This is a genomic window from Chryseolinea serpens (assembly GCF_900129725.1).
Taxonomy (GTDB): Bacteria; Bacteroidota; Bacteroidia; order Cytophagales; family Cyclobacteriaceae; genus Chryseolinea; species Chryseolinea serpens.
Map to the genome: position 1 here is coordinate 202,718 of NZ_FQWQ01000004.1, position 19,356 is coordinate 222,073.

The 19,356-nt window shown below is 51.0% G+C and carries 17 protein-coding genes and 1 pseudogene; 9 read left to right on the forward strand and 9 right to left on the reverse strand.

Annotated features, from left to right (window positions below):
* Positions 1-61 precede the first annotated feature (61 nt).
* From BUB30_RS25420 to BUB30_RS25430, 3 genes are all read left to right on the forward strand, one after another.
* A complete protein-coding gene (locus BUB30_RS25420; RefSeq protein ID WP_073140068.1) occupies positions 62-1,177 on the forward strand; it encodes a hybrid sensor histidine kinase/response regulator in 1,116 nt (371 codons plus the stop codon).
* 200 nt (positions 1,178-1,377) lie between these two features.
* Complete coding sequence (locus BUB30_RS25425; protein WP_073140071.1) at positions 1,378-2,031, forward strand: hypothetical protein; 654 nt, start codon at positions 1,378-1,380, stop codon at positions 2,029-2,031.
* Positions 2,032-2,155: 124 nt separating this feature from the next.
* Positions 2,156-2,869 carry a hypothetical protein gene (locus tag BUB30_RS25430; protein ID WP_073140074.1) on the forward strand — a complete coding sequence of 238 codons (714 nt, stop codon included), beginning with the start codon at positions 2,156-2,158 and terminating at the stop codon, positions 2,867-2,869.
* On the opposite strand, the gene BUB30_RS25435 is transcribed toward BUB30_RS25430, so the two are convergent.
* The 4 genes from BUB30_RS25435 to BUB30_RS25450 all read right to left on the reverse strand — a co-directional run bounded on the left by BUB30_RS25435 (position 2,866) and on the right by BUB30_RS25450 (position 6,575).
* A complete protein-coding gene (locus tag BUB30_RS25435; protein ID WP_073141171.1) occupies positions 2,866-3,465 on the reverse strand; it encodes a LutC/YkgG family protein in 600 nt (199 codons plus the stop codon). The genes BUB30_RS25430 and BUB30_RS25435 overlap by 4 nt on opposite strands.
* A complete protein-coding gene (locus BUB30_RS25440) occupies positions 3,462-4,853 on the reverse strand; it encodes a lactate utilization protein B (RefSeq protein WP_073140076.1) in 1,392 nt (463 codons plus the stop codon). The genes BUB30_RS25435 and BUB30_RS25440 overlap by 4 nt, the downstream gene beginning before the upstream one ends.
* Before the next feature lie 3 nt (positions 4,854-4,856).
* Entirely contained in the window at positions 4,857-5,591 is a 735-nt protein-coding gene (locus BUB30_RS25445; protein WP_073140079.1) for a (Fe-S)-binding protein, read from the reverse strand.
* Between the two features lie 390 nt (positions 5,592-5,981).
* The gene (locus tag BUB30_RS25450; RefSeq protein WP_245804175.1) at positions 5,982-6,575 is read right to left on the reverse strand and encodes an arylesterase; all 594 of its coding nucleotides are present in this window, start codon (positions 6,573-6,575) and stop codon (positions 5,982-5,984) included.
* Positions 6,576-6,677: 102 nt separating this feature from the next.
* On the opposite strand from BUB30_RS25450, the gene BUB30_RS25455 reads away from it, so the two are divergent.
* From BUB30_RS25455 to BUB30_RS25470, 4 genes are all read left to right on the forward strand, one after another.
* Positions 6,678-7,370 (forward strand): ABC transporter ATP-binding protein, encoded by a 693-nt coding sequence (locus BUB30_RS25455; RefSeq protein WP_073140084.1) that lies wholly within the window; start codon positions 6,678-6,680, stop codon positions 7,368-7,370.
* A gap of 10 nt (positions 7,371-7,380) precedes the next feature.
* On the forward strand, positions 7,381-9,948 hold the full coding sequence (locus BUB30_RS25460) for an ABC transporter permease (RefSeq protein WP_084138398.1): 2,568 nt from the start codon (positions 7,381-7,383) through the stop codon (positions 9,946-9,948).
* Between the two features lie 119 nt (positions 9,949-10,067).
* Positions 10,068-11,936, forward strand: a complete 1,869-nt coding sequence (locus BUB30_RS25465; protein WP_073140086.1) for an ABC-F family ATP-binding cassette domain-containing protein — start codon at positions 10,068-10,070, stop codon at positions 11,934-11,936.
* 108 nt (positions 11,937-12,044) lie between these two features.
* The gene (locus BUB30_RS25470) at positions 12,045-13,187 is read left to right on the forward strand and encodes an FG-GAP repeat domain-containing protein (protein WP_073140089.1); all 1,143 of its coding nucleotides are present in this window, start codon (positions 12,045-12,047) and stop codon (positions 13,185-13,187) included.
* A 3-nt stretch (positions 13,188-13,190) separates the two neighbouring features.
* Here the strand turns inward: BUB30_RS25470 and BUB30_RS36005 are convergent, their stop codons facing one another.
* Both BUB30_RS36005 and BUB30_RS25475 read right to left on the reverse strand, forming a co-directional pair.
* The gene (locus BUB30_RS36005) at positions 13,191-13,310 is read right to left on the reverse strand and encodes an amino acid permease C-terminal domain-containing protein (protein WP_394334008.1); all 120 of its coding nucleotides are present in this window, start codon (positions 13,308-13,310) and stop codon (positions 13,191-13,193) included.
* A gap of 48 nt (positions 13,311-13,358) precedes the next feature.
* Positions 13,359-14,632: pseudogene (locus BUB30_RS25475) on the reverse strand (amino acid permease); the annotation flags it as partial.
* Between the two features lie 181 nt (positions 14,633-14,813).
* On the opposite strand from BUB30_RS25475, the gene BUB30_RS25480 reads away from it, so the two are divergent.
* A complete protein-coding gene (locus BUB30_RS25480) occupies positions 14,814-15,737 on the forward strand; it encodes an alpha/beta hydrolase (RefSeq protein ID WP_073140091.1) in 924 nt (307 codons plus the stop codon).
* A gap of 16 nt (positions 15,738-15,753) precedes the next feature.
* Complete coding sequence (locus BUB30_RS25485; protein WP_073140094.1) at positions 15,754-16,704, forward strand: D-2-hydroxyacid dehydrogenase; 951 nt, start codon at positions 15,754-15,756, stop codon at positions 16,702-16,704.
* Between the two features lie 25 nt (positions 16,705-16,729).
* Here the strand turns inward: BUB30_RS25485 and BUB30_RS25490 are convergent, their stop codons facing one another.
* From BUB30_RS25490 to BUB30_RS25500, 3 genes are all read right to left on the reverse strand, one after another.
* Positions 16,730-18,055, reverse strand: coding sequence for a GntP family permease (locus tag BUB30_RS25490; protein ID WP_073140097.1), 1,326 nt, complete (start codon positions 18,053-18,055; stop codon positions 16,730-16,732).
* A 122-nt stretch (positions 18,056-18,177) separates the two neighbouring features.
* Positions 18,178-18,846 (reverse strand): NUMOD4 domain-containing protein, encoded by a 669-nt coding sequence (locus BUB30_RS25495; RefSeq protein WP_073140099.1) that lies wholly within the window; start codon positions 18,844-18,846, stop codon positions 18,178-18,180.
* 124 nt (positions 18,847-18,970) lie between these two features.
* Positions 18,971-19,345, reverse strand: a complete 375-nt coding sequence (locus BUB30_RS25500; protein ID WP_073140101.1) for a hypothetical protein — start codon at positions 19,343-19,345, stop codon at positions 18,971-18,973.
* Between the last annotated feature and the right edge of the window lie 11 nt (positions 19,346-19,356).

The following is a 19,356-nucleotide window of genomic DNA, read 5'->3' on the forward strand; positions in this document are numbered from 1 at the left end:
TCCCAAAGTTTTCTCCCAGGTATATAACGACTCCACGTATGGTTACGCTTACCCCATAGTCATGCAAGCTCAACATCCTTTTACGATACTTTATGTTGACGACGAGAGCGAGAATTTGATCGTATTTAAAACCACGTTTAAAAAACATTATAACATTCTCACAGCATTGTCGGCCAAAGAAGGACTTGAGATTCTCCGTGACCAAATCGTGCATGTGCTCATCACAGACCAACGCATGCCCGAAATGTCAGGTGTTGAGCTTTTGGAAAGGGTAAGACGCGAGTACCCGGATTGCATACGACTACTCATGACGGGCTATACGGATTCAGAGAGCATCATACTGGCCATCAACAAGGGGAGTGTTTTCTATTTCATCCGAAAGCCCTGGGTAAGAGAAGAACTGTTTACGCTGCTGGAGAAATGCCTCTCGTTTTATACCCTCAAGCGAAGGCGAAAAGAGCTGGAGCATCAATGGACCAGGGCGCTGCAAGACCTGGAGACATTTTTTTATAAATCCTATCACGATCTGAAAGGGCCCATCTCGACCCAGCTCGGTCTGCTCAACATGATCAAATTGGATCAGTCACCTGAAATGACCACGAAATACCTTTCGCTCATTGAGGAGGTAACGTTGAAGCTGGACCGGACACTCAACAAGGTGCAGCGCCTGAGCGAAGTTTTGCGAGACCAGGTGACATTGGAGGCAGTGGATATTTATGAGGTCGTTCGCGAGATCCTGTTCGAGTTCAAGGAGGATATTCAAAGCCGGGGGATCGAAGTGTTGATGGATGACGACACGGCCCAAATCATGCAGACGGATCGCAAGCTGATAAAATCACTGCTGGAAACCCTCATCGAAAACAGCATCCTCTACATGAACGACAGTCAGATCGAAAAAGAGATCCGTATTGTCGTTTATAAGGCCAATGAAGAATTGTTTTTTTGCTTGTTCGATAACGGCATCGGTATAAATGAAGACGTGTTGTCGAAGGTGTTTGATGCGTTTTACAAAGGCACCTATAACTCAAAGGGCGGTGGCCTGGGTCTGTACCTGGCCAAGAAGATAACCGAAAAACTTCACGGCACCATTGAATTGAAGAGCGAAAACGGCAAGGGTACCGAAGCCATCATCAGGTTACCGGAGATGCATCCCCAACTGGCGAGTCACTCGGTGTGACGGTTTTTAGTGTGACGTCCTTTACCATGACTTGCTCATCTTCCCACTTTTTCGGGCCCGGTTTGGTCATGAAGATAATCCAGAATGCGATCTCGCGTAATAGTACATCGGCGATCTTATTTATGAACAAAAAAAAGCTACTGAAATACAGTTTCAGTTTAAGCTCCGTATTTGGCAGGACAATAATAACGCGCGGATACATGAAGAGAAAGCATCATTTTGACTTAGGAGGGAAGTGTAGCTATTTCCTGGAGAAAGCCAACCTGGTACTGAAGCCAGCGGGATTCAGGTATAAAAAAAAGGAGAATGCGATCCTCTTTCACCGGGGAACGCTATTCGGATACAATCAGGTGTATCTGTCGACGGCCGTGGAGGACCGCCTGTTGAGGATAACGCCGTTCTTTTATGTTCGTGTCAATTCTGTGAACATGTATGCCAATCCATTCCTGGGGTGTCCGGAGAAGCTTTACGGCTGCAATCCCACCATTGGCGCCAACTTGCGAAACCTGGGTCTTGATGAAGATCACCTGATGGTGAAGACCATCGGCGACGTAGAGGCGTCGCTTTTTATTTTTGAAGACATTGTTGAATCCAGGGTATTGCCTTTTTTTAATACATTCTATTCGGCCGCTCGCCTGGATGAAGAAATAAATCGCGATGAGCGTCCGGCAAATCTTTTTCTCAACGAGATCATCGAACGCCCGGTGGTAGGCACGGTGGCGGCGATGCTGAACCGGAACCAACGGTTTTCCGCCCTGGTGGACTACTACCGGCACAAGCTGCTCCTGACCACACCCAAAATTGAGGAGAACTACGAAAGCCTTGTTAAATGCCTGCAGATTCACCGTCAGTAACGCGGCCGGTAGCCGTAAACGCCTTCTTCCCATCAACCCTTTACATGTTGCTATAGAGCGCAAAGGATGCTAACTTGTCTGGAGCAATGTAAGTGTGTCATGTTTGGCTTTAAACGCATGTGCTATGAGAAAATACGTCCTCATTTTTTTATACACCACAACGCTATCCACCCTTGCCGTAGCCCAGGAAAAAGCGGATAAGAAAATCAAACCTTATGTCACTACAGGAGGCGAGCTGATTTTTTCATTGGCTCACCTTTCCATAGATCATTCCGAACAGGGGACGCCGCTTCGTTTTTCTCCCGTGTTCAATGCGCAGATGTGGGTCCACGTCGATGAAAATGAACACTTCGGTATTTTCTCGGGCTTCACCCTTCGCAACGTTGGCTTTATTTATGACCTGCCCGGAACAAATATTCGAAAAAAAGCACGTAGCTACAACGTGGGCATTCCGTTGGCTTTTAAGTTTGGCGACATGAACGGTACCTTTGTGTATGCAGGCTATGAAGCCGAGCTCGCGGTTAACTACAAGGAAAAGACTTTTGAAGATGGCGATAAGAAAGATAAATTCAATCGCTGGTTCAGCGATCGCATGAATCTTTTTCAGCACGGTTTCTTTGTGGGCATTCAGTTGCCGCATGACGCGAACATCAAATTCAAGTACTACGTTTCAAAATTCTACAACGGCAACTTTGCCGAGACCGACGCTAACGGTGTGGTCGTCCATCCGTATCAAAACATCGATGCCAATGTTTTTTACTTTGCGCTGAGTTTCATGCTGCGACGCGAAAAGATGGAAAAATTCAGACACCCCGATACTTACTCCACACGTCGCTAGTTCCCCGATAACAGAAACAAAGTAAGCGTCTTGGCCCCATGCGCCCCGAGCACCAGCGACTGCTCGATGTCGGCCGTTTTGGAAGGTCCCGCGATGAAGGTTCCAAATTCGTAGGGGGCTTCGTTAGCGATACGTTCGTAGGCATCGTGTAGGGTGGATACGATCGCATCGGCGTGAACGACCAGCGCAAGATGTTCACAGATAAACGGTAGAGCGCGATCGCCAAGGCGGGCTTCAGTGATCCATACCGCACCGTTTTCGGCTACGGCGAAATGGCCTTTCAGAAGCGCAAGGGTAACACTTTCCAATTGATGTGGGTCCTTTTCCAGGACCGCCAGGGGAAGATGGCCGGCCAATTCCTGAACGAGATTGATCGTTCGTGCCGGCGAAGGAAATTGCGTCGAAACGTACGCAGCAATGGCATCCCAGCTGTCTGCCGGCACGACCTGGCCACCGATGGCTTGCAATACGCTGGTGAACTTGCTGACCTTTTCTTCGCGTAGGCCTGACGTTGTTAATTGGGTTATTTCAGGCAACGGCGTTACCGGTGGCTGATTTTTTTTGATGTTGGCCAGTATTTGCTCACGACTGCTCATGACCTTTTTTTGTTTTTGCGGTACCATTCGCCAAAGGATTCCTTGGGCGCCTGCGGCATTTCGCGTTGTTTGTACCAGGGGTTTAGCGAATTATTCATGGTGAAGGGGAGATACCGGGAGAACCAACGCCCAACGGCGCCGGAGAACCGGTAAAGTCCAGGGCGGGAAAGTACAAAGGCCATGCCCTTCATCCCGGTCTTCTTTGTTTCGCTGACGTAGCCGTTCTTTGCCAGCACCTGGCGCCATTTATACAGTTGATCGTGGATGTCGATTTTTACGGGGCAAACGTTGGAGCACGATCCGCACAGCGTGGAGGCAAAGGGGAGGTCTGCATTTTTTTTCATGTCCAAGCCCGGCGCGAGGATAGAGCCTATGGGGCCAGCGATGGCGTAGTGATAGCTGTGGCCGCCGCTGCGACGATACACGGGACACGTGTTCATACAGGCGCCGCAACGGATACATTTCAGGGCGTTCCTGAAATCCTCGCTGCCCAGCCGTTCACTGCGACCATTGTCGACCAACACAATATGCATCTGTTGGCCGGGCCGGGGTTTGCGAAAGTGACTGGAGTAGGTGGTGATGGGTTGGCCGGTGGCACTGCGGGCCAGCAGCCGCAGGAACACGCCAAGGTGTTTTCGTTGAGGGATAATTTTTTCGATGCCCATGCAGGCAATGTGTACGTCGGCCAGTTGCACGCCCAGGTCGGCGTTGCCTTCGTTTGTGCAGACTACGATCTCGCCGGTTTCGGCCACGGCAAAGTTCACGCCGGTGATCGCCACGGGGCTGGTCATGAACCGCTCGCGAAGATGCACGCGCGCGGCGGCCGCCAGGAACTGCGGGTCGCTGTTGCCTTCGGGTGTTCCGAGGTGTTTATGAAACAGTTGACCGATCTCTTCTTTCTTCCAGTGGATACACGGCAACACGATGTGGCTGGGTGGCTCGCCCGCCAGTTGCACGATGCGCTCGCCGAGGTCGGTGTCTACCACATCGATGCCTTGCGCAACCAGGTAGTCGTTGAGGTGACATTCTTCCGTGAGCATGGACTTGCTTTTCACGACGCGCGTGATGCCGGTTTTCTGGATGATGCCGTGCACGATCCGGTTATGGTCTTCGGCATCGGCCGCCCAGTGAACAGTGACTCCGTTTTGTTGCGCCTGCTTCTCAAACTGTGTGAGGTAGTGATGCAGGTTGCTCAACACGTTGTGTTTGATCTGGGATGCGGTCTCGCGCAGGTGTTCCCAGTCGGGTATTTGCCATGCGGCCTTGTCGCGCTTTTGGCGGACAAACCAAAGGGTTTTGTCGTGCCAGTCCACACGGGCTTCATCTTTGTTGAACGTGTCGGCCAGGGTGGCGTGGTCTTTTGTTTTGGGTTCCGCGGTTGCTTCCATCACTTATCCGGCATTTAGTATTTCGGCGATGTGTATCACTTTGGTGGCGCTGTGCTGACGGCGCAGGATGCCTTCCAGGTGCATGAGGCACGACATGTCGCCGCCGGTGATGTAGGCTGCGCCATGATGCAAGTGGTCGGCCACACGGTCTTTTCCCATTTTTACCGACACGGCCTCTTCGCCCACACAGAACGTTCCTCCAAAACCACAACATTCGTCGGCGCGGTCGAGGGGGATAAGTTCCAATCCTTGTACAAGACTGAGAAGGTGTTGGGGCTTAGAGAATCCCGGGGCGATGAGCTCCGACATCTGCGAAGTGTGCAAGCCTCGCTGTCCATGACAGCTTTGATGAAGGCCTACTTTGTGAGGGAAGCGGGCCGGCAATTTGTCGATCTTCAGCACGTCGGTCAGAAATTCGGTGAGCTCCAGGACGTGGCTGCGGATGTGTGCGGCTTCGGCTTCACGTTTCTCAACATGGAGATGATCCTTAATGTGGAGGGTGCAACTGCCCGAGGGGGAGACGATGTAGTCGTAGCCGGAGAAATTTTCAACAAACAGGTTGTTACAGTTTGTCGCGAGATCTTCGAAGCCCGAGTTGGCCATGGGTTGGCCGCAGCAGGTTTGTTTTTCAGGGTAGTATACCTCAACGCCGAGTTTTTCGAGTAACTGCAGCGTGGCGATGCCTACCTGCGGATAGAACTGGTCTACGTAGCACGGTATAAAAATGGCGACCTTCATTTCAGTTCGTGTTTTCAACGGTAGCGGTAAGGCTACCTTGGGGTAAGTATAGGAGTTATTTGCAAAGTTTGCATCCTTTACGATCCTTTTCTATAGTGTTTTGATAGTTTTTTTGAGGAGTGCCTTTGTGATTGGATCATGGAATAAATTTAGAATTCGGACTTGCCGGTGATGGAGCGTTGGTTTGGGGTGAGGTGTCCGGCCAGGGATAGGAGTGGAAAGCCCGGAGTGCGGTGGGGAAAGGGAGTGTGATTTGTTGGTGGGACACCAACAAATTGGTAATCGGGTTTCGAGAATGGAGTGGCAAAGGGGTTGGCCGGACTTGGAACGGATAGCCCGGCCCGAGGCCTCCGAGGGGGCCGCACGATGATCATTATCGATGTGTTAGGGCTACAGCAGTGGCTCCAATATTTTGAGTACGTTTTTGGCGACGATCTTGTGGCCTTCCACATTGGGATGGATGCCGTCGGAATTGTTGAGCTTTTCGTTGCCGGCCACATCCTGCAGTATGAAGGGGATGAGCGCAGCCTTGTTTTTCCTGGCCAGGTCGGGGAAGATCTTCTGAAATTTGGTGGTGTAGTCCGGACCCATGTTGGGGGGCACCATCATGCCGGCCACGATGATCTTGACCGCGGGGTTTTTCGCTTTCATTTTGTCGATGATAGCCTGCAGATTCTTTTCCGTTTGGTCCAGCGGGAGGCCACGCAATCCATCGTTTGCGCCCAGTTCCAGCACCACGATGTCGATGGGCTGACGCAGCACCCAATCCAGGCGTGCCAGCCCTCCGGCGGAGGTTTCGCCGCTGAGGCCGGCGTTGATCACTTTGACCGCTTTGCCATCGGCGGTTAGTTTCTTTTGGATGAGGGCCGGGAAGGCTTCCTCGACCGACAATCCGTTACCAGCGGTAAGGCTGTCGCCATAAAAAAGAATTACTTTCGCGGGGGGAGGGGCCGTAAAGAAGGCCATCACTAAAATAATCAACATCTTTTTTACGACCATATCTTTGAACTCCGTTGTGTTTACGTTTAAACTGAAACAATTTTACGGTAATAACGCTTTAGTTTCATTATTGATACAACAAAAATCATGTCAACCATTCTTCAGGCAGAGCATTTAACAAAAACCTACCGGTCGGCCGACAAGCAACTGACGGTGTTGGACGATGTGTCGTTTTCGGTGAACGAGGGAAATTCCTTGGCCATTATCGGTCCTTCCGGGAGTGGCAAGACCACCTTGCTGGGATTGTGCGCAGGGTTGGACACACCCTCGTCGGGTACCATTTCGGTGATGGGCTTCAAGCTCAACGCCATGAGCGAGGACGACCGGGCCTATTTGAGGAACCAGTATGTGGGCTTTGTCTTCCAGAATTTTCAACTGTTGTCCACCTTGACGGCGCTGGAGAACGTGATGGTGCCGCTGGAGCTTCGCGGCGTGCGCGATGTGGCCTCCAAGGCCCGGGAGTTGCTGGGCAGAGTTGGGTTGGCCGATCGATCGCATCATTACCCTTCGCAGCTTTCGGGTGGCGAACAACAACGCGTGGCCATTGCCCGCGCCTTTATTACCGACCCCAAGATTTTGTTTGCCGACGAGCCCACCGGAAACCTGGATGAAGAGAATGCCCATTCCGTGACGGAGCTATTGTTTGGCATGAACAAAGAGAACGCCACAACTTTAGTGCTGGTGACTCACAACCTCGAACTTGCCCAGCGCACGCAACGCATCTTGCGCATGCGGGGAGGAAAATTGGTGGAGGAGATCCACCAGATGCAGACCGCCTGATCCCGCCGCTATGATCGAATACATCATCAAACTGAAACGCGAAACGCGTTCCATCTTTAAAGACCGCTGGGTTTGGCGAATGGCCTGGCGCGACGCCCGCCACAATTTTTCGCGACTCCTGCTCTTTGCCTCTTCGCTCGTGACGGGTATCGCAGCCGTGGTGGCTTTGGATTCGTTTAACCACACCTTACAAAACGACATCGATCGCAATGCCAAAGAACTCATCGGCGCCGACCTGGTCGTGAACGGTGACAAAAAATTTGACGGCAAGATCATCGCCGCATTCGACTCCACGAAACTGGAACAAGCCAACGAGGCCGATATGGCGTCGATGGTGTTATTTTTGAACAACGGGCAGTCCCGGTTGATCCGGCTTGTGGCTTTATCGGGACCCTTTCCTTTTTATGGTCAGATAAAAACAAAGCCTGCCAATATTTATGAGAAAGTGAAGGAGGGCCATTTCGCGATGATGGACGAGACGCTGGCCAGTCAATACGAGGTCAGCTCGGGAGATTCTATCCGCATTGGTCAAAGCACCTTGGAAGTAGCAGGCGTCGTCACGGAAATTCCCGGTGGAGGCGGTATCATGGCATCGTTCACACCGTCGGTGTACATTTCGATGAAAGCGCTGGACTCGACGAAGCTGGTGCAATACGGCAGCCGCGTGAATTACAAACGCTTCTTCAAAACCAGCAGCGATGCGCAGACCGAGGCTATGATCAAGCAACTCGACCCGGTCATAAAACGGGCCGGCTATTCGTATGAGACGGTGCAGCGAAGAAAGGAGGGGTTGGGGCAAGGCTTTCTTTCCATCTACCGGTTTTTTTCACTGCTGGCATTTGTCGCGTTGGTTCTGGGCTGCATCGGGGTGGCCAGTTCCGTGCATATCTATGCGCGTGAAAAACGGGAAGAAGTGGCCGTGTTGCGTTGTGTGGGATCGTCGGGATGGCAGGCATTCAATATTTATTTCATACAGATCTTTGTGTTGGGCATTTTGGCCAGCATCGTTGGTGCGGCTATAGGGGTCGGCATTCAGCAGGTGTTGCCGTATTTTCTAAAAGGATTTATCCCATTTGAGGTAGGCTTCTCGTTGTCGTGGCCCTCCCTGTTGATGGGGTTGGTCATTGGGACGCTGGTGTCGGTGTTGTTTTCCATACTGCCGTTGATATCGGTGCGTTTTGTTCCGCCGCTCACCGTGTTGCGCTCCGGACCCGAGACCGCAGGAAGATTTTCGAAGACACGCATCGTCACCCTCATTCTCATTGCCCTCTTTCCCATGGGCTTTGCGGCCTATCAAACCAAAAACTTGCTCACCGGATTGTTCTTCTTTCTGGGACTTGTGTTGGCATTGGCCTGTCTTGCCCTGGTGGCAGCAGGGTTGTTATATGCGGTGCGTAAATTCTTCCCTTCCCGCGCCGGATTCATTGTACGACACTCATTGTCGAGCCTGTTCCGTCCCAACAACCAAACCCGCGTCCTCATGGTCACGATCGGGCTGGGCGCTTTTATTATTTCGATCCTTAACATCGTCGAGGAAAGCATGCTCGGCCAGGTGGAGTTTACGGGACAAGAAAATCAATCGAACACCATTCTTTTTGACATACAGCCCTCGCAAAAAGAAGGCGTGATAAAGTTGATGGAGGACAATAAATTAAAAGTAAATCAAGTGGTCCCCATCATTACTTGCCGTCTCAACGAACTCAAGGGCAAGCCGACGGATATATTGCAAACCGACACCACTGATAAAATTCCCAACTGGGCGCTGACACGCGAATACCGCGTGACGTATCGCGACAGTCTGACCCATTCGGAGGAATTGGTGAAAGGAGAGCTGCAGCATAAAAAGAACGGTAGGGATTCGATATGGGTAACGATTTCGGAAGGCATGGAAGAGTCACTGGATGTGAAGTTGAACGACTCGCTGGTGTTCGATGTGCAGGGCGTACTCATGAAAGTGCGCATTGCCGGTATACGAAAAGTGGATTGGCCGAAGGATCCCCCCAACTTCATTTTCGTTTTCCCGAAAGGTGTATTGGAAGATGCCCCGCAGATCTTTGTGACGGCGACGCGCATCAATGAACAACAGCAAGCGAATGCGTTCCAGCAGCAGTTGGTGACACAGTATCCAAATGTTTCATTGATCGATCTGCGGCTTATTCTGAGCACGGTGAATGGATTGTTCGACAAGCTTGGATTGGTCGTTCGTTTTCTGGCGTTGTTCAGCATCATCACGGGCCTTATTGTGCTGGCCGGGGCCGTGATCAATAGCAAGTTTTTACGCATTCGAGAAAATGTACTGCTGCGTACCATTGGTGCACGTACCTGGCAGATCACGAAGATCACGTTGATCGAATACGCCTGGCTCGGGTTGTTTTCGGCCCTGACGGGGATGATCTTGTCACTGGGTGGCGGGTGGCTGCTGACCAAATTCTTTTTCGAGATCACCTTTGCCTTTGATGCGGCGGAGCTGGCGATCATTGCGTTTGGAGTGGTGGTGCTCACGGTGCTGATCGGGTGGTTCAATTCGCGGGAAGTGATCAGTACGCCGCCCTTGCAGGTATTGCGGAAGGAGGGCTGATTTCGGCCGCAAGGCGTTGAGATCCAAGGAGGACGCAAAGTTTTGGCTGGTCTTTGATGGCGGGGCGGTTAGAATCTTCGGGTTTAACTGTTAGCTTTGTGGCCCTAAATTGTAATGTCTTGAACTACCTGTCTGCCGAGCTGATTGCCAAAACGTATAATGACCGTTGGTTATTTAAAGAAGTGTCTTTGGGCATCTCCCAGGGCGAAAAGCTGGCCCTGGTGGGGAATAACGGCGTTGGGAAATCCACTTTGTTGAAAATTCTGACCGGCGAGGTTCAGACCGATGCTGGAAAAGTGGGTATCCGGGACGGCATTCGTCTGGGTTTTCTCACCCAGCAGCCCTCGGTGGACGGAAATCTTACCGTAAAAGACGTTCTCTTCAGCGACGACAACGAGGTCGCCAAGGTTGTAAAGGAATACGAAGACTGCCTGCACCACCCGGATACATCCGGCGATCGCATGCAGGCCGTGCTGGAGCGAATGGAGGAATTGAACGCCTGGGATTATGAAAACAAGGTTCACGAGATCATCGAGAAGTTGGGCGTGCCCGACATCGATAAAAAATTCGGCGAACTCTCCGGTGGACAAAAGAAAAGAATATTTCTTGCCCAGCTCCTGTTGCTGGAGCCCGACCTCATCATCATGGATGAGCCGACCAACCACCTTGACCTGACGGCCATTGAATGGTTGGAGAACTATTTGTCGGGCCAGAATATCACGCTCATCATGGTTACCCACGACCGCTACTTCCTCGACAACGTGGCCACTGAGATCATTGAACTCGATCGCGGGCAACTCTTCCGCTACAAAGGCAACTACGCCTACTTCCTGGAGAAAAAAGCAGAACGCGAAGAGATCCTGAAAGTGGAAGTGACCAAGGCACGAAACCTGTTAAAGAAAGAATTGGAATGGATGCGTCGTCAACCGCGTGCCCGGGGCACGAAGGCAAAGTATCGCGTTGATGCATATTATGAACTCGAGAAAAAAGCATCGCAGGATCTGAAGAAAGACAGGCTTGAGCTTGACATGAAGGAAGCTCGCCAGGGCGGGAAGATCCTGGAGGTGGAGCATATTTCCAAGAAGTATGCCACCTTACCGATCGTGAATGACTTCTCGTATGTGTTCAAGAAAAACGACCGCATTGGTGTAGTGGGCAAAAACGGAATAGGCAAGTCAACGTTTCTGGATATGCTGGTGGGTAAGTCGAAGCCAGATAAAGGCGAGGTTATGCCCGGGCTTACCACGAAATTCGGATATTTCACACAGGAGTCCATTGCCCTCAATCCAGCCAATCGTTTGATCGAGGAGGTGAAGGAGATTGCCGAGTTCATTACCATGGCCGATGGCTCGCAAGTGTCGGCCTCCAAATTCCTCGACATATTTTTGTTTCCCCCCGAAAAGCAATACAACTACATCAGCAAACTGAGCGGGGGGGAGAAGAAGCGGCTGCAATTGTTGAAATTGTTGGTGACCAGTCCGAACTTCCTCATTCTCGATGAACCTACGAACGATTTCGACATCGACACGCTGAATGTGTTGGAAGATTTCCTGGAGAAATTTTCAGGATGTCTCTTGTTGGTGAGCCACGACCGCTATTTTATGGATCACCTGGTGGACCAACTTTTTGTTTTTGAGGGTGACGGAAACATTCGTCTCTTCAACGGCAATTATTCCGACTATCGCGATTGGCTCGACGATCAGCAAGCCGCCCCTGAAGTTAAGCCCGCAAAATCCGCAGCCGCGGCAGAGCCTGTTTCTTCCCCGACAAAAAAGAAACTTAGCTATAAAGAAAAGCAGGAGTTCGATGCCCTTCAGCAGGAAATCGATGCATTGGAAAAAAGAAAAGCTGAACTGGACGGTCATCTCAATGCCGGCAGCAACGATCATCAGCAGTTGATCATGTGGGGCGAAGAGCTGCAAAAAACCATCGACAACCTGGAATCCAAAACCCTTCGGTGGCTTGAGCTGTCGGAGATGATGGAATGATCTTACGCCTGGCCTTTCGTCCTGAAGCTCGATGCGAAGGACGAAAGGCTAAGGCGGTGTCTTTGCGGCGAACTTTTTCTGAGTTAAGTTTACTTCATCGCCAAGACCATGAAAGCCGGCACGACAACCCTCATCCTGACCCTTTGTATTCTCCAAGCCAATGCGCAGCCCGGTCCCTCCGCACAGGCCACTGCAGCACTGAAATTCACCAAGGTTCAGATCGCTTCCGAGAACTTTGAGTCTGCCGAGGTCTTCGATGTAAATGGTGATGCACACCCTGACATTGTTTCGGGCAGCTATTGGTACAAGGGACCTGATTTCAAATTCAAATATTTTATTGGCGACGTTCGCAGGGAGGGAGAATACTATGACGATTTTTCCACCATTCCATACGACGTGAACGAAGACGGCAAAATGGATTTCATCACCGGTGGGTGGTGGGGCAATAACATTCGTTGGCGTGAAAATCCGGGCAACGAAGGACCATGGCCTGAACACATCATCGCTGCTACGGGCAATGTGGAGACTACCCGAGCCTGGGATGTAGACGGCGATGGGAAGCCGGAGATCGTACCCAACACGCCGGGGAAAGCTTTGTACTATTATCAGAAAGATAACGGGAAACCCACCTTCACCGCGCACAAAGTGATCGATCAACACGGTCATGGTCTCGGTTTTGGCGACGTGAATGGCGACGGACGCGGCGATTTTGTGATCAGCACCGGCTGGGTGGAAGCGCCGGTAATATCAGGCGGAAGTTGGATTTTTCATGCCGAGTTTGACATCGGCCAGGGAAGTGTACCCATGATCGTGGCCGATGTAAATCAAGACGGACTGAACGATTTCATTGTTGGCCATGCCCACGATTACGGGTTGGTTTGGTACGAACAAAAAATGGAGAAGCGAACCCGCCGATGGATCCAGCACCCCATTGATCTTTTGCACTCACAATTTCACGCCATGCTTTGGACGGACCTTGACAACGACGGTCGCAACGAACTCATTACCGGCAAACGCTATCGCGCCCACAATGAAAAAGATCCCGGCACCTTCGACAACATCGGGTTATATTATTTTGTTTGGAATGGAGAAGGTTTCGCGAAGCAGGTCATTTCCCACGGCCCGTTGGGAGAAGGAAAAGGAACCGGAATCTATTTTGCTGTGGCCGATGTAGATGGCAATACATGGAAAGATATCGTAGTGGCCGGTAAGGATGGGTTGTTTGTGTTTTATAATCATGGCAGGAAGTAGCCGCTAGGGTTGGGCGTTCCTGATTTTACTATTCTTTTTCCCGTATAAAAAGTAAATGGCCAGCCCAATCAACAACCAAACGACCAACCTGATCCAGGTGTCGCGGGGAAGGGATATCATCATCGCTACGCAGGTAACGATGCCCAAGATGGGCACGACCGGAACCCAAGGCGTACGAAATGCCCGGGGTAGTTCCGGTTGCCGGTAGCGCAAAATAATAACACCCAGGCACACCATGATGAACGCCAGCAACGTACCAATGCTGGTCATCTCACCGACGACGCGAATGGGAACGAAGCCCGCAAACAGACTGATGAAGAGTCCAAGAAGCATGTTGCCTTTATAGGGCGTCTGGAATTTAGGATGAACCTGCGAAAAAAGTTTTGGCAACAAACCATCGCGGCTCATGGAAAAGAACACGCGCGACTGCCCCAGTAGATCGACCAGGATCACGGAAGTATATCCGATGATGATCGCCATGATGATGGCTTGCGCCATCCAGCCGTACGGTGTTTTTTCGATGGCGATCGCAACGGGTGCCGCGCTGTCTTTAAACTCCGTGTAGTGGGCTAGCCCTGTCATCACAAAACTGAATATACCAAAGAGTAAGGTGCAGATGATCAGGGACCCAATGATGCCGATGGGCATGTTGCGCTGCGGATTTTTTGCCTCTTGTGCCATGGTGGCCACGATGTCGAAACCGATAAAAACAAAGAACACCACGCCAGCCCCACGGAAGATACCACTCACGCCAAACTCGCCGAACGTGCCGGTATTTTCCGGAATGTAGGGAACAAAATTGTCGGGATTGATATAATTCCAACCCAGCGCGATGAACACGATCACCACACCGATCTTCAGGGAAACGACGATGATGTTATACAAAGCGGACCCTTTCGTGCCCCGGATAATGAGCGCCGTGATGAAGACCACAATGAGCACGGCAGGAACATTGATCCATCCGGTCACGACACTCCCATTTGGAAGGGTCACCGTCTCGAACGGAGAATGCAGCAATTGCGCGGGTAAATAGATATTGTATTTGCTCAGAAACCTGACCAGGTATTGCGACCAGCTGATCGCCACGGTCGCCGCGCCACCGAATATTCCAGCACAAGATCCCATCCGATGATCCATGCAAAGAACTCTCCCAGGGTTGCGTACGCATAGGTGTAGGCGCTCCCCGCCACGGGGACCATGGACGCAAACTCCGCATAACATAAAGCACTGAAAGCACAACCGATGGCGGCAATAATGAACGACAGCGTAACGGCCGGACCGGCGTGATTGGCGGCCGCAATGCCCGTGAGGGAGAAAAGACCCGCACCAATGATCACCCCAATCCCGATGGCGATGAGGTTGATGGCCCCCAGACTTCTTTTCAGGGTTTGCGTACCCGTTTCCGCGGCTTCACGTTGGAGGGCTTCAATAGATTTCCGGATCATACTAAAAATAGCGTTCGTGGCAAAAATAGTCTATTAAACTGATAGACTTCTAATTTTTTTTCATTTTCGTGGGAGTGTGAGATGGCGAGGGCGTATGGAAATAACAATATTTCGCCCGGCATAGGGAAAGACGAAACTATTTTTTGTTTTTTCTATATTACTCCCTAAATCCTTCTGAATCATGAAGCCTTACTTGTTAATTCTTTTCACATCGATGACCCTTTATACATTTGGCCAGAAAACCATGCCGTTATACGAAGGCCAGATTCCGAATAGCAAACCCAGCCCAGACAAAGAAAAAACCTCAATCAATGGAGGTATAACCGTGGTCGATCAGATCACCAAACCTACACTGAGTATTTATCTGCCCAACGTAAAATCCGCGACGGGCGCAGCCGTTATTATTTATCCGGGCGGTGGATATTGGGTCAACGCCATAGCGCACGAAGGGATAGACGTGGCCCGGAAATTAAATGACATGGGGATTGCAGCCTTTGTTGTCAAGTACAGAATTCCAAACGATGAAACGATGGTGAATCGTGAGATCGGCCCGCTGCAGGATGCCCAGCAAGCCATTCTCACCGTTCGACAACATGCGCGGGATTGGAAGATCGACCCCAAACGAATCGGCATCATGGGCTTTTCTGCAGGCGGGCACCTGGCGTCAACCGCAGGCACGCATTATGCCAGCCCTGTCATTGACAATCCAACCAAAACCAGCTTGCGACCGGATTTTATGATCCTTGTCTATCCCGTGATCAGTTTCCAGGACAGCATCTGTCACAAGGGATCCCGCGAGCAACTTATCGGTAAGGCGCCGTCTAAAGAAAAAATCGATTGGTACTCTAACGAACTTCAAGTGACCGCCGACACGCCACCCACATTCCTTGTGCATGCCAGCGACGACGAAGTAGTGAAGCCTGAGAATAGCATTGTTTTTTATGAGCAACTGATTCACCACAAAGTGCCTGCCGAATTGCACATCTACCAGAAAGGCGGCCACGGCTTTGGACTGTTTAATAAGACCACAGACGATGTGTGGCTCGATCGCTGCAAAGCCTGGCTGTCGGCCAACGGTTGGTTAAAGCAAGGAGCTGCAAAATGAACGTTCAACACCTGTGATGGAAATCGTAATTACAGACGGTTATACCCTTAATCCTGGCGACCTCGACTGGAGCGGGATCCAGGCATTGGGAAACGTGCGCTATCACGACCGAACCGCACCAGAAGACATAGCGGACCGATGCCGTCATGCCGAAATTATCGTAACGAATAAAACCCCGATAAATGCCCACACACTTGAGCATGCAACCAAACTGAAGTTGGTCGCCGTAACGGCTACCGGTTACAACATAATTGATGTCGCGGCGGCCTATACAAAAGGGGTTGCCGTCTGCAACGTGCCGGCCTATGGCACCGACTCTGTAGCGCAACACGCCATAGCGTTAATGCTGGAACTCACCAACCACGTTGGTGAAAACAGTCGGAGCGTGTCCCAGGGCGATTGGTCCACGGCCAGCGATTGGTGTTACTCTACCAGCCCTTTGATTGAACTCAGCGGCAAGGTGTTCGGGATTGTGGGCTTTGGGAGAATCGGTCAACGCACGGCAGCGATAGCGGAGGCACTCGGTATGAATGTTATTTTCTACAGTCCATCAAAAAAATCATTTCCGGCGAAGCAAGTATCATTGGAAACGCTTTTTCGCGAGAGCGATTTTATATCCCTGCATTGCCCGCTAACGCTAGACAACGTCGGCTTTGTGAACAAGGCCTTGCTTTCACTTATGAAACCGACAGCCTTTTTGATCAATACCTCGCGCGGGCAACTCATCAATGAAATGGATTTGGCCACGGCGTTGAAACGAGGGACATTAAAAGGAGCCGCGCTCGACGTGTTGAGCCAGGAGCCGCCACCGGCCGGTCATCCCCTGACGGGTGTGAAGCAGTGCATCATCACGCCGCATACGGCATGGCTGAGCGTCGAAGCCCGGAGCAGAATACTAAATGCCACGATTGAAAACATAAAACATTTCCTCGAAGGCTCACCACAAAACCTCGTGACCGCCCGGTAGGTTGCCTTTAGGTGCAATATTCACCTTAAAGAATAAAAGACAGGAGATACACCGTCAGCAAAGTTGTAAGTCCCATGCCGATGGTGGCCACCGTGCAGACTTTTAGCATGGGCGCCATCGCCACGCCTCCGAATCGCGAGATAACCCAGAAGTAGGCATCGTTGGCATGCGAGATCATCATCGACCCACCACCCATTGCCAGTACGCACAGTAACTTGCCGTTTTCGGTATCCATTCCCAATGCCGGCAATAGTGGGAAAGTAAGCGAAGCTGCGGTAAGAATAGCTACAGTGGATGAGCCCTGTGCAGTCTTCAATAAAAATGTAAGCAAAAACGGAAACAAAATGCCGAGATGCTGTAGGGGAAGCACTTCGCTGAAATGATCGCCGATCTTCGTGGCCGCCAGCACATGGCCAAATGCCCCACCGGCACCGATGATCACCAAAATGCCTCCGGATTTTTCCACCGCTTCACGAAGCATGACGGAAACCGTTTCGCGATCGCGATTTCCCTTTCCAATAAAACAAAGAACAAGGCCAATCACCAGGGCGATGGAAGGATCGCCAACAAACGCTAGCACCTGAGCAAACGACGAAGTTTGTGTCGGCGTGACCAGGAAAGATTTCAATCCGATCAGGAGTATGGGAACCAATAGCGGTAGGAGAGACGAAAGCACGCCGTAATGCTTTGGCGCGGTTTCGGCTTCAACGCTTTCAGTTTCTTCGGAAAACGCTGCAGACTTTCCTGCGTACACGGCCCAGCCATATCCGACAAGCATCGCTGGCAAAGCCACCGGAATCCCAAAAAGTAATACTCTCCCAAAATCGACGCCGATGATTCCTGCTGCCGCCGCTGCGCCTGGATGAGGCGGGATAAGACAATGCACAGCGTACAGTCCCGTGGCCAGGCAGGCCGAGACGGATGCTGCAGCGAGCCCTGCTTTGCGCGCCAAAGAGTTGCTGAGACCGCTCAATACGATGAAACCGGAGTCGCAAAAGATGGGCATGCCCACGACGAACCCCGTGATGCTCATCGCGAATGCGGCATGACGCGCACCGACGGTCTGTAAAATGAAGCCTGCGATGGCGGTAGTCCTTCCCGTGCGCTCCAACATGATTCCCAGCGCCGTCCCCAGCACAATAATAAAACCCAGCGATTTCATGACCTGTCCAAAACCATCTTTCATGATAAGGAGCACTTCCGTTGCCGGAAGTTGTGCCCCAACCCCCAAAAGAACAGAGACCAGTGAAAGCGCGAAAAATGGGTGGACCTTGAGTCTGGTGGTGAGATATACGATAAGGGCAATGCCACTCAGCAGAAGCGCGAGCTGAATGTAGAAGGGATGGATCATAGCGGATGTACAGGTTACCTAAAAATAAGATTGAAACCGCACTTTTGTGTCATCCGCTGTTTTATTTATACTTAAAAATAGAACTCCGACTGGCCGTTATCCAGCCGGAGTCCCTGGAAAGATCAGGCGTACCGCCAAATATAACCTTTGGTCTGGTGATGAATGCCGCGTGCCACCAGGATGATCTCCTTCTGGCCGCAGCCGGTCTTCTGAGAAGCCTCACGGATACTTTCGTAATGCCCCATCAGCTTGCCTTTTATCGAGTACTGCTTCACCGGCAGGCGGCGCGTATAACCACCGTAATTTTTCCATTTCGAACGATCTGCCGTTTTTAGATAGGAGTCGGCACGTTCGCGGATAAATACGCGCTGACTCTTTTCACTTTTAGTAACCAGCTTCAGGTTTTTGACACAGTTGTTATAGCCGTCGCCATCTTTGTTGATGACATACATACCATCGTCCTCGTAATTTATTTCACGTACAAAGGTGCTGTAAATCACCCGTCGGGTGTTGAAATAAAATTGAGACCCTTCCTTGGATAAAGACACGCGGAGATCGATCATGGGTTCGCCTGTCTTGATGTTTCGGTTCTTGGCGATCGACTGACTGAGGATTCTTCCGGCTACAAATTGTTGGTTCAACCGGGGATGCGGAATTACCCTGTCGAGTGATTTGATTCTGCCCATGTTGGAAGCTTTATAGAAGCCTTCGAACCCGGGAATGTCTTTCCAGCGTTCACCTTTGATGCTAACGAGGGACTTGTCTTGGAAGGAATACTTTAACTTTGCCATAATAGAAATAATTGTTAAAACTTGTTATAGGATGAATTGAAATGCCGTGGTTTCTAAATGCGGAGGTGAAATAGAAAAACAGACGGCCGTATTTTGTCAGTGGGGGCGAGATCAATTTTTGCTCTCATAGGCAGGGTTGACTGGAGTCCGGATTCACCGATTCTGCCCGCAGGGTTTCGTCGCGGTCGATCAAAGAATTGATCTGGCCAATCCATTGGTAGTTCACATCGCGTTGCTTTTTCTTTCTTCCGCTCAGAACTGTTTCGGACTTGATCTCAGATTCTGTCTTGCTGACCAGTCCCACCTTGCTATATAAACTTAGCGTGCGTCGCGCGACAGAGGTGTTGATCTTTGTTTCCCATCGCAGGTCTGAGATGAGTTGCTGGACGGTGAAAGGCGCCTTGAATTGAATGATGCTCCGTAAGCAAAGGAGACGCAACGGTGTGATAGGAATACCATTGCTGTTCAGGATTTCTTTTACGATCAGTAGATTTTTCATGGGTTGGTGGT

Coding starts and splice junctions, on each gene's coding strand:
- BUB30_RS25420 (WP_073140068.1), top strand. CDS start 62: ATGCAAGCTCAACATCCTTTTACGATACTTTATGTTGACGACGAGAGC.
- BUB30_RS25425 (WP_073140071.1), top strand. CDS start 1,378: ATGAAGAGAAAGCATCATTTTGACTTAGGAGGGAAGTGTAGCTATTTC.
- BUB30_RS25430 (WP_073140074.1), top strand. CDS start 2,156: ATGAGAAAATACGTCCTCATTTTTTTATACACCACAACGCTATCCACC.
- BUB30_RS25435 (WP_073141171.1), bottom strand. CDS start 3,465: ATGAGCAGTCGTGAGCAAATACTGGCCAACATCAAAAAAAATCAGCCA.
- BUB30_RS25440 (WP_073140076.1), bottom strand. CDS start 4,853: ATGGAAGCAACCGCGGAACCCAAAACAAAAGACCACGCCACCCTGGCC.
- BUB30_RS25445 (WP_073140079.1), bottom strand. CDS start 5,591: ATGAAGGTCGCCATTTTTATACCGTGCTACGTAGACCAGTTCTATCCG.
- BUB30_RS25450 (WP_245804175.1), bottom strand. CDS start 6,575: ATGTTGATTATTTTAGTGATGGCCTTCTTTACGGCCCCTCCCCCCGCG.
- BUB30_RS25455 (WP_073140084.1), top strand. CDS start 6,678: ATGTCAACCATTCTTCAGGCAGAGCATTTAACAAAAACCTACCGGTCG.
- BUB30_RS25460 (WP_084138398.1), top strand. CDS start 7,381: ATGATCGAATACATCATCAAACTGAAACGCGAAACGCGTTCCATCTTT.
- BUB30_RS25470 (WP_073140089.1), top strand. CDS start 12,045: ATGAAAGCCGGCACGACAACCCTCATCCTGACCCTTTGTATTCTCCAA.
- BUB30_RS36005 (WP_394334008.1), bottom strand. CDS start 13,310: ATGATGATATCCCTTCCCCGCGACACCTGGATCAGGTTGGTCGTTTGG.
- BUB30_RS25480 (WP_073140091.1), top strand. CDS start 14,814: ATGAAGCCTTACTTGTTAATTCTTTTCACATCGATGACCCTTTATACA.
- BUB30_RS25485 (WP_073140094.1), top strand. CDS start 15,754: ATGGAAATCGTAATTACAGACGGTTATACCCTTAATCCTGGCGACCTC.
- BUB30_RS25490 (WP_073140097.1), bottom strand. CDS start 18,055: ATGATCCATCCCTTCTACATTCAGCTCGCGCTTCTGCTGAGTGGCATT.
- BUB30_RS25495 (WP_073140099.1), bottom strand. CDS start 18,846: ATGGCAAAGTTAAAGTATTCCTTCCAAGACAAGTCCCTCGTTAGCATC.
- BUB30_RS25500 (WP_073140101.1), bottom strand. CDS start 19,345: ATGAAAAATCTACTGATCGTAAAAGAAATCCTGAACAGCAATGGTATT.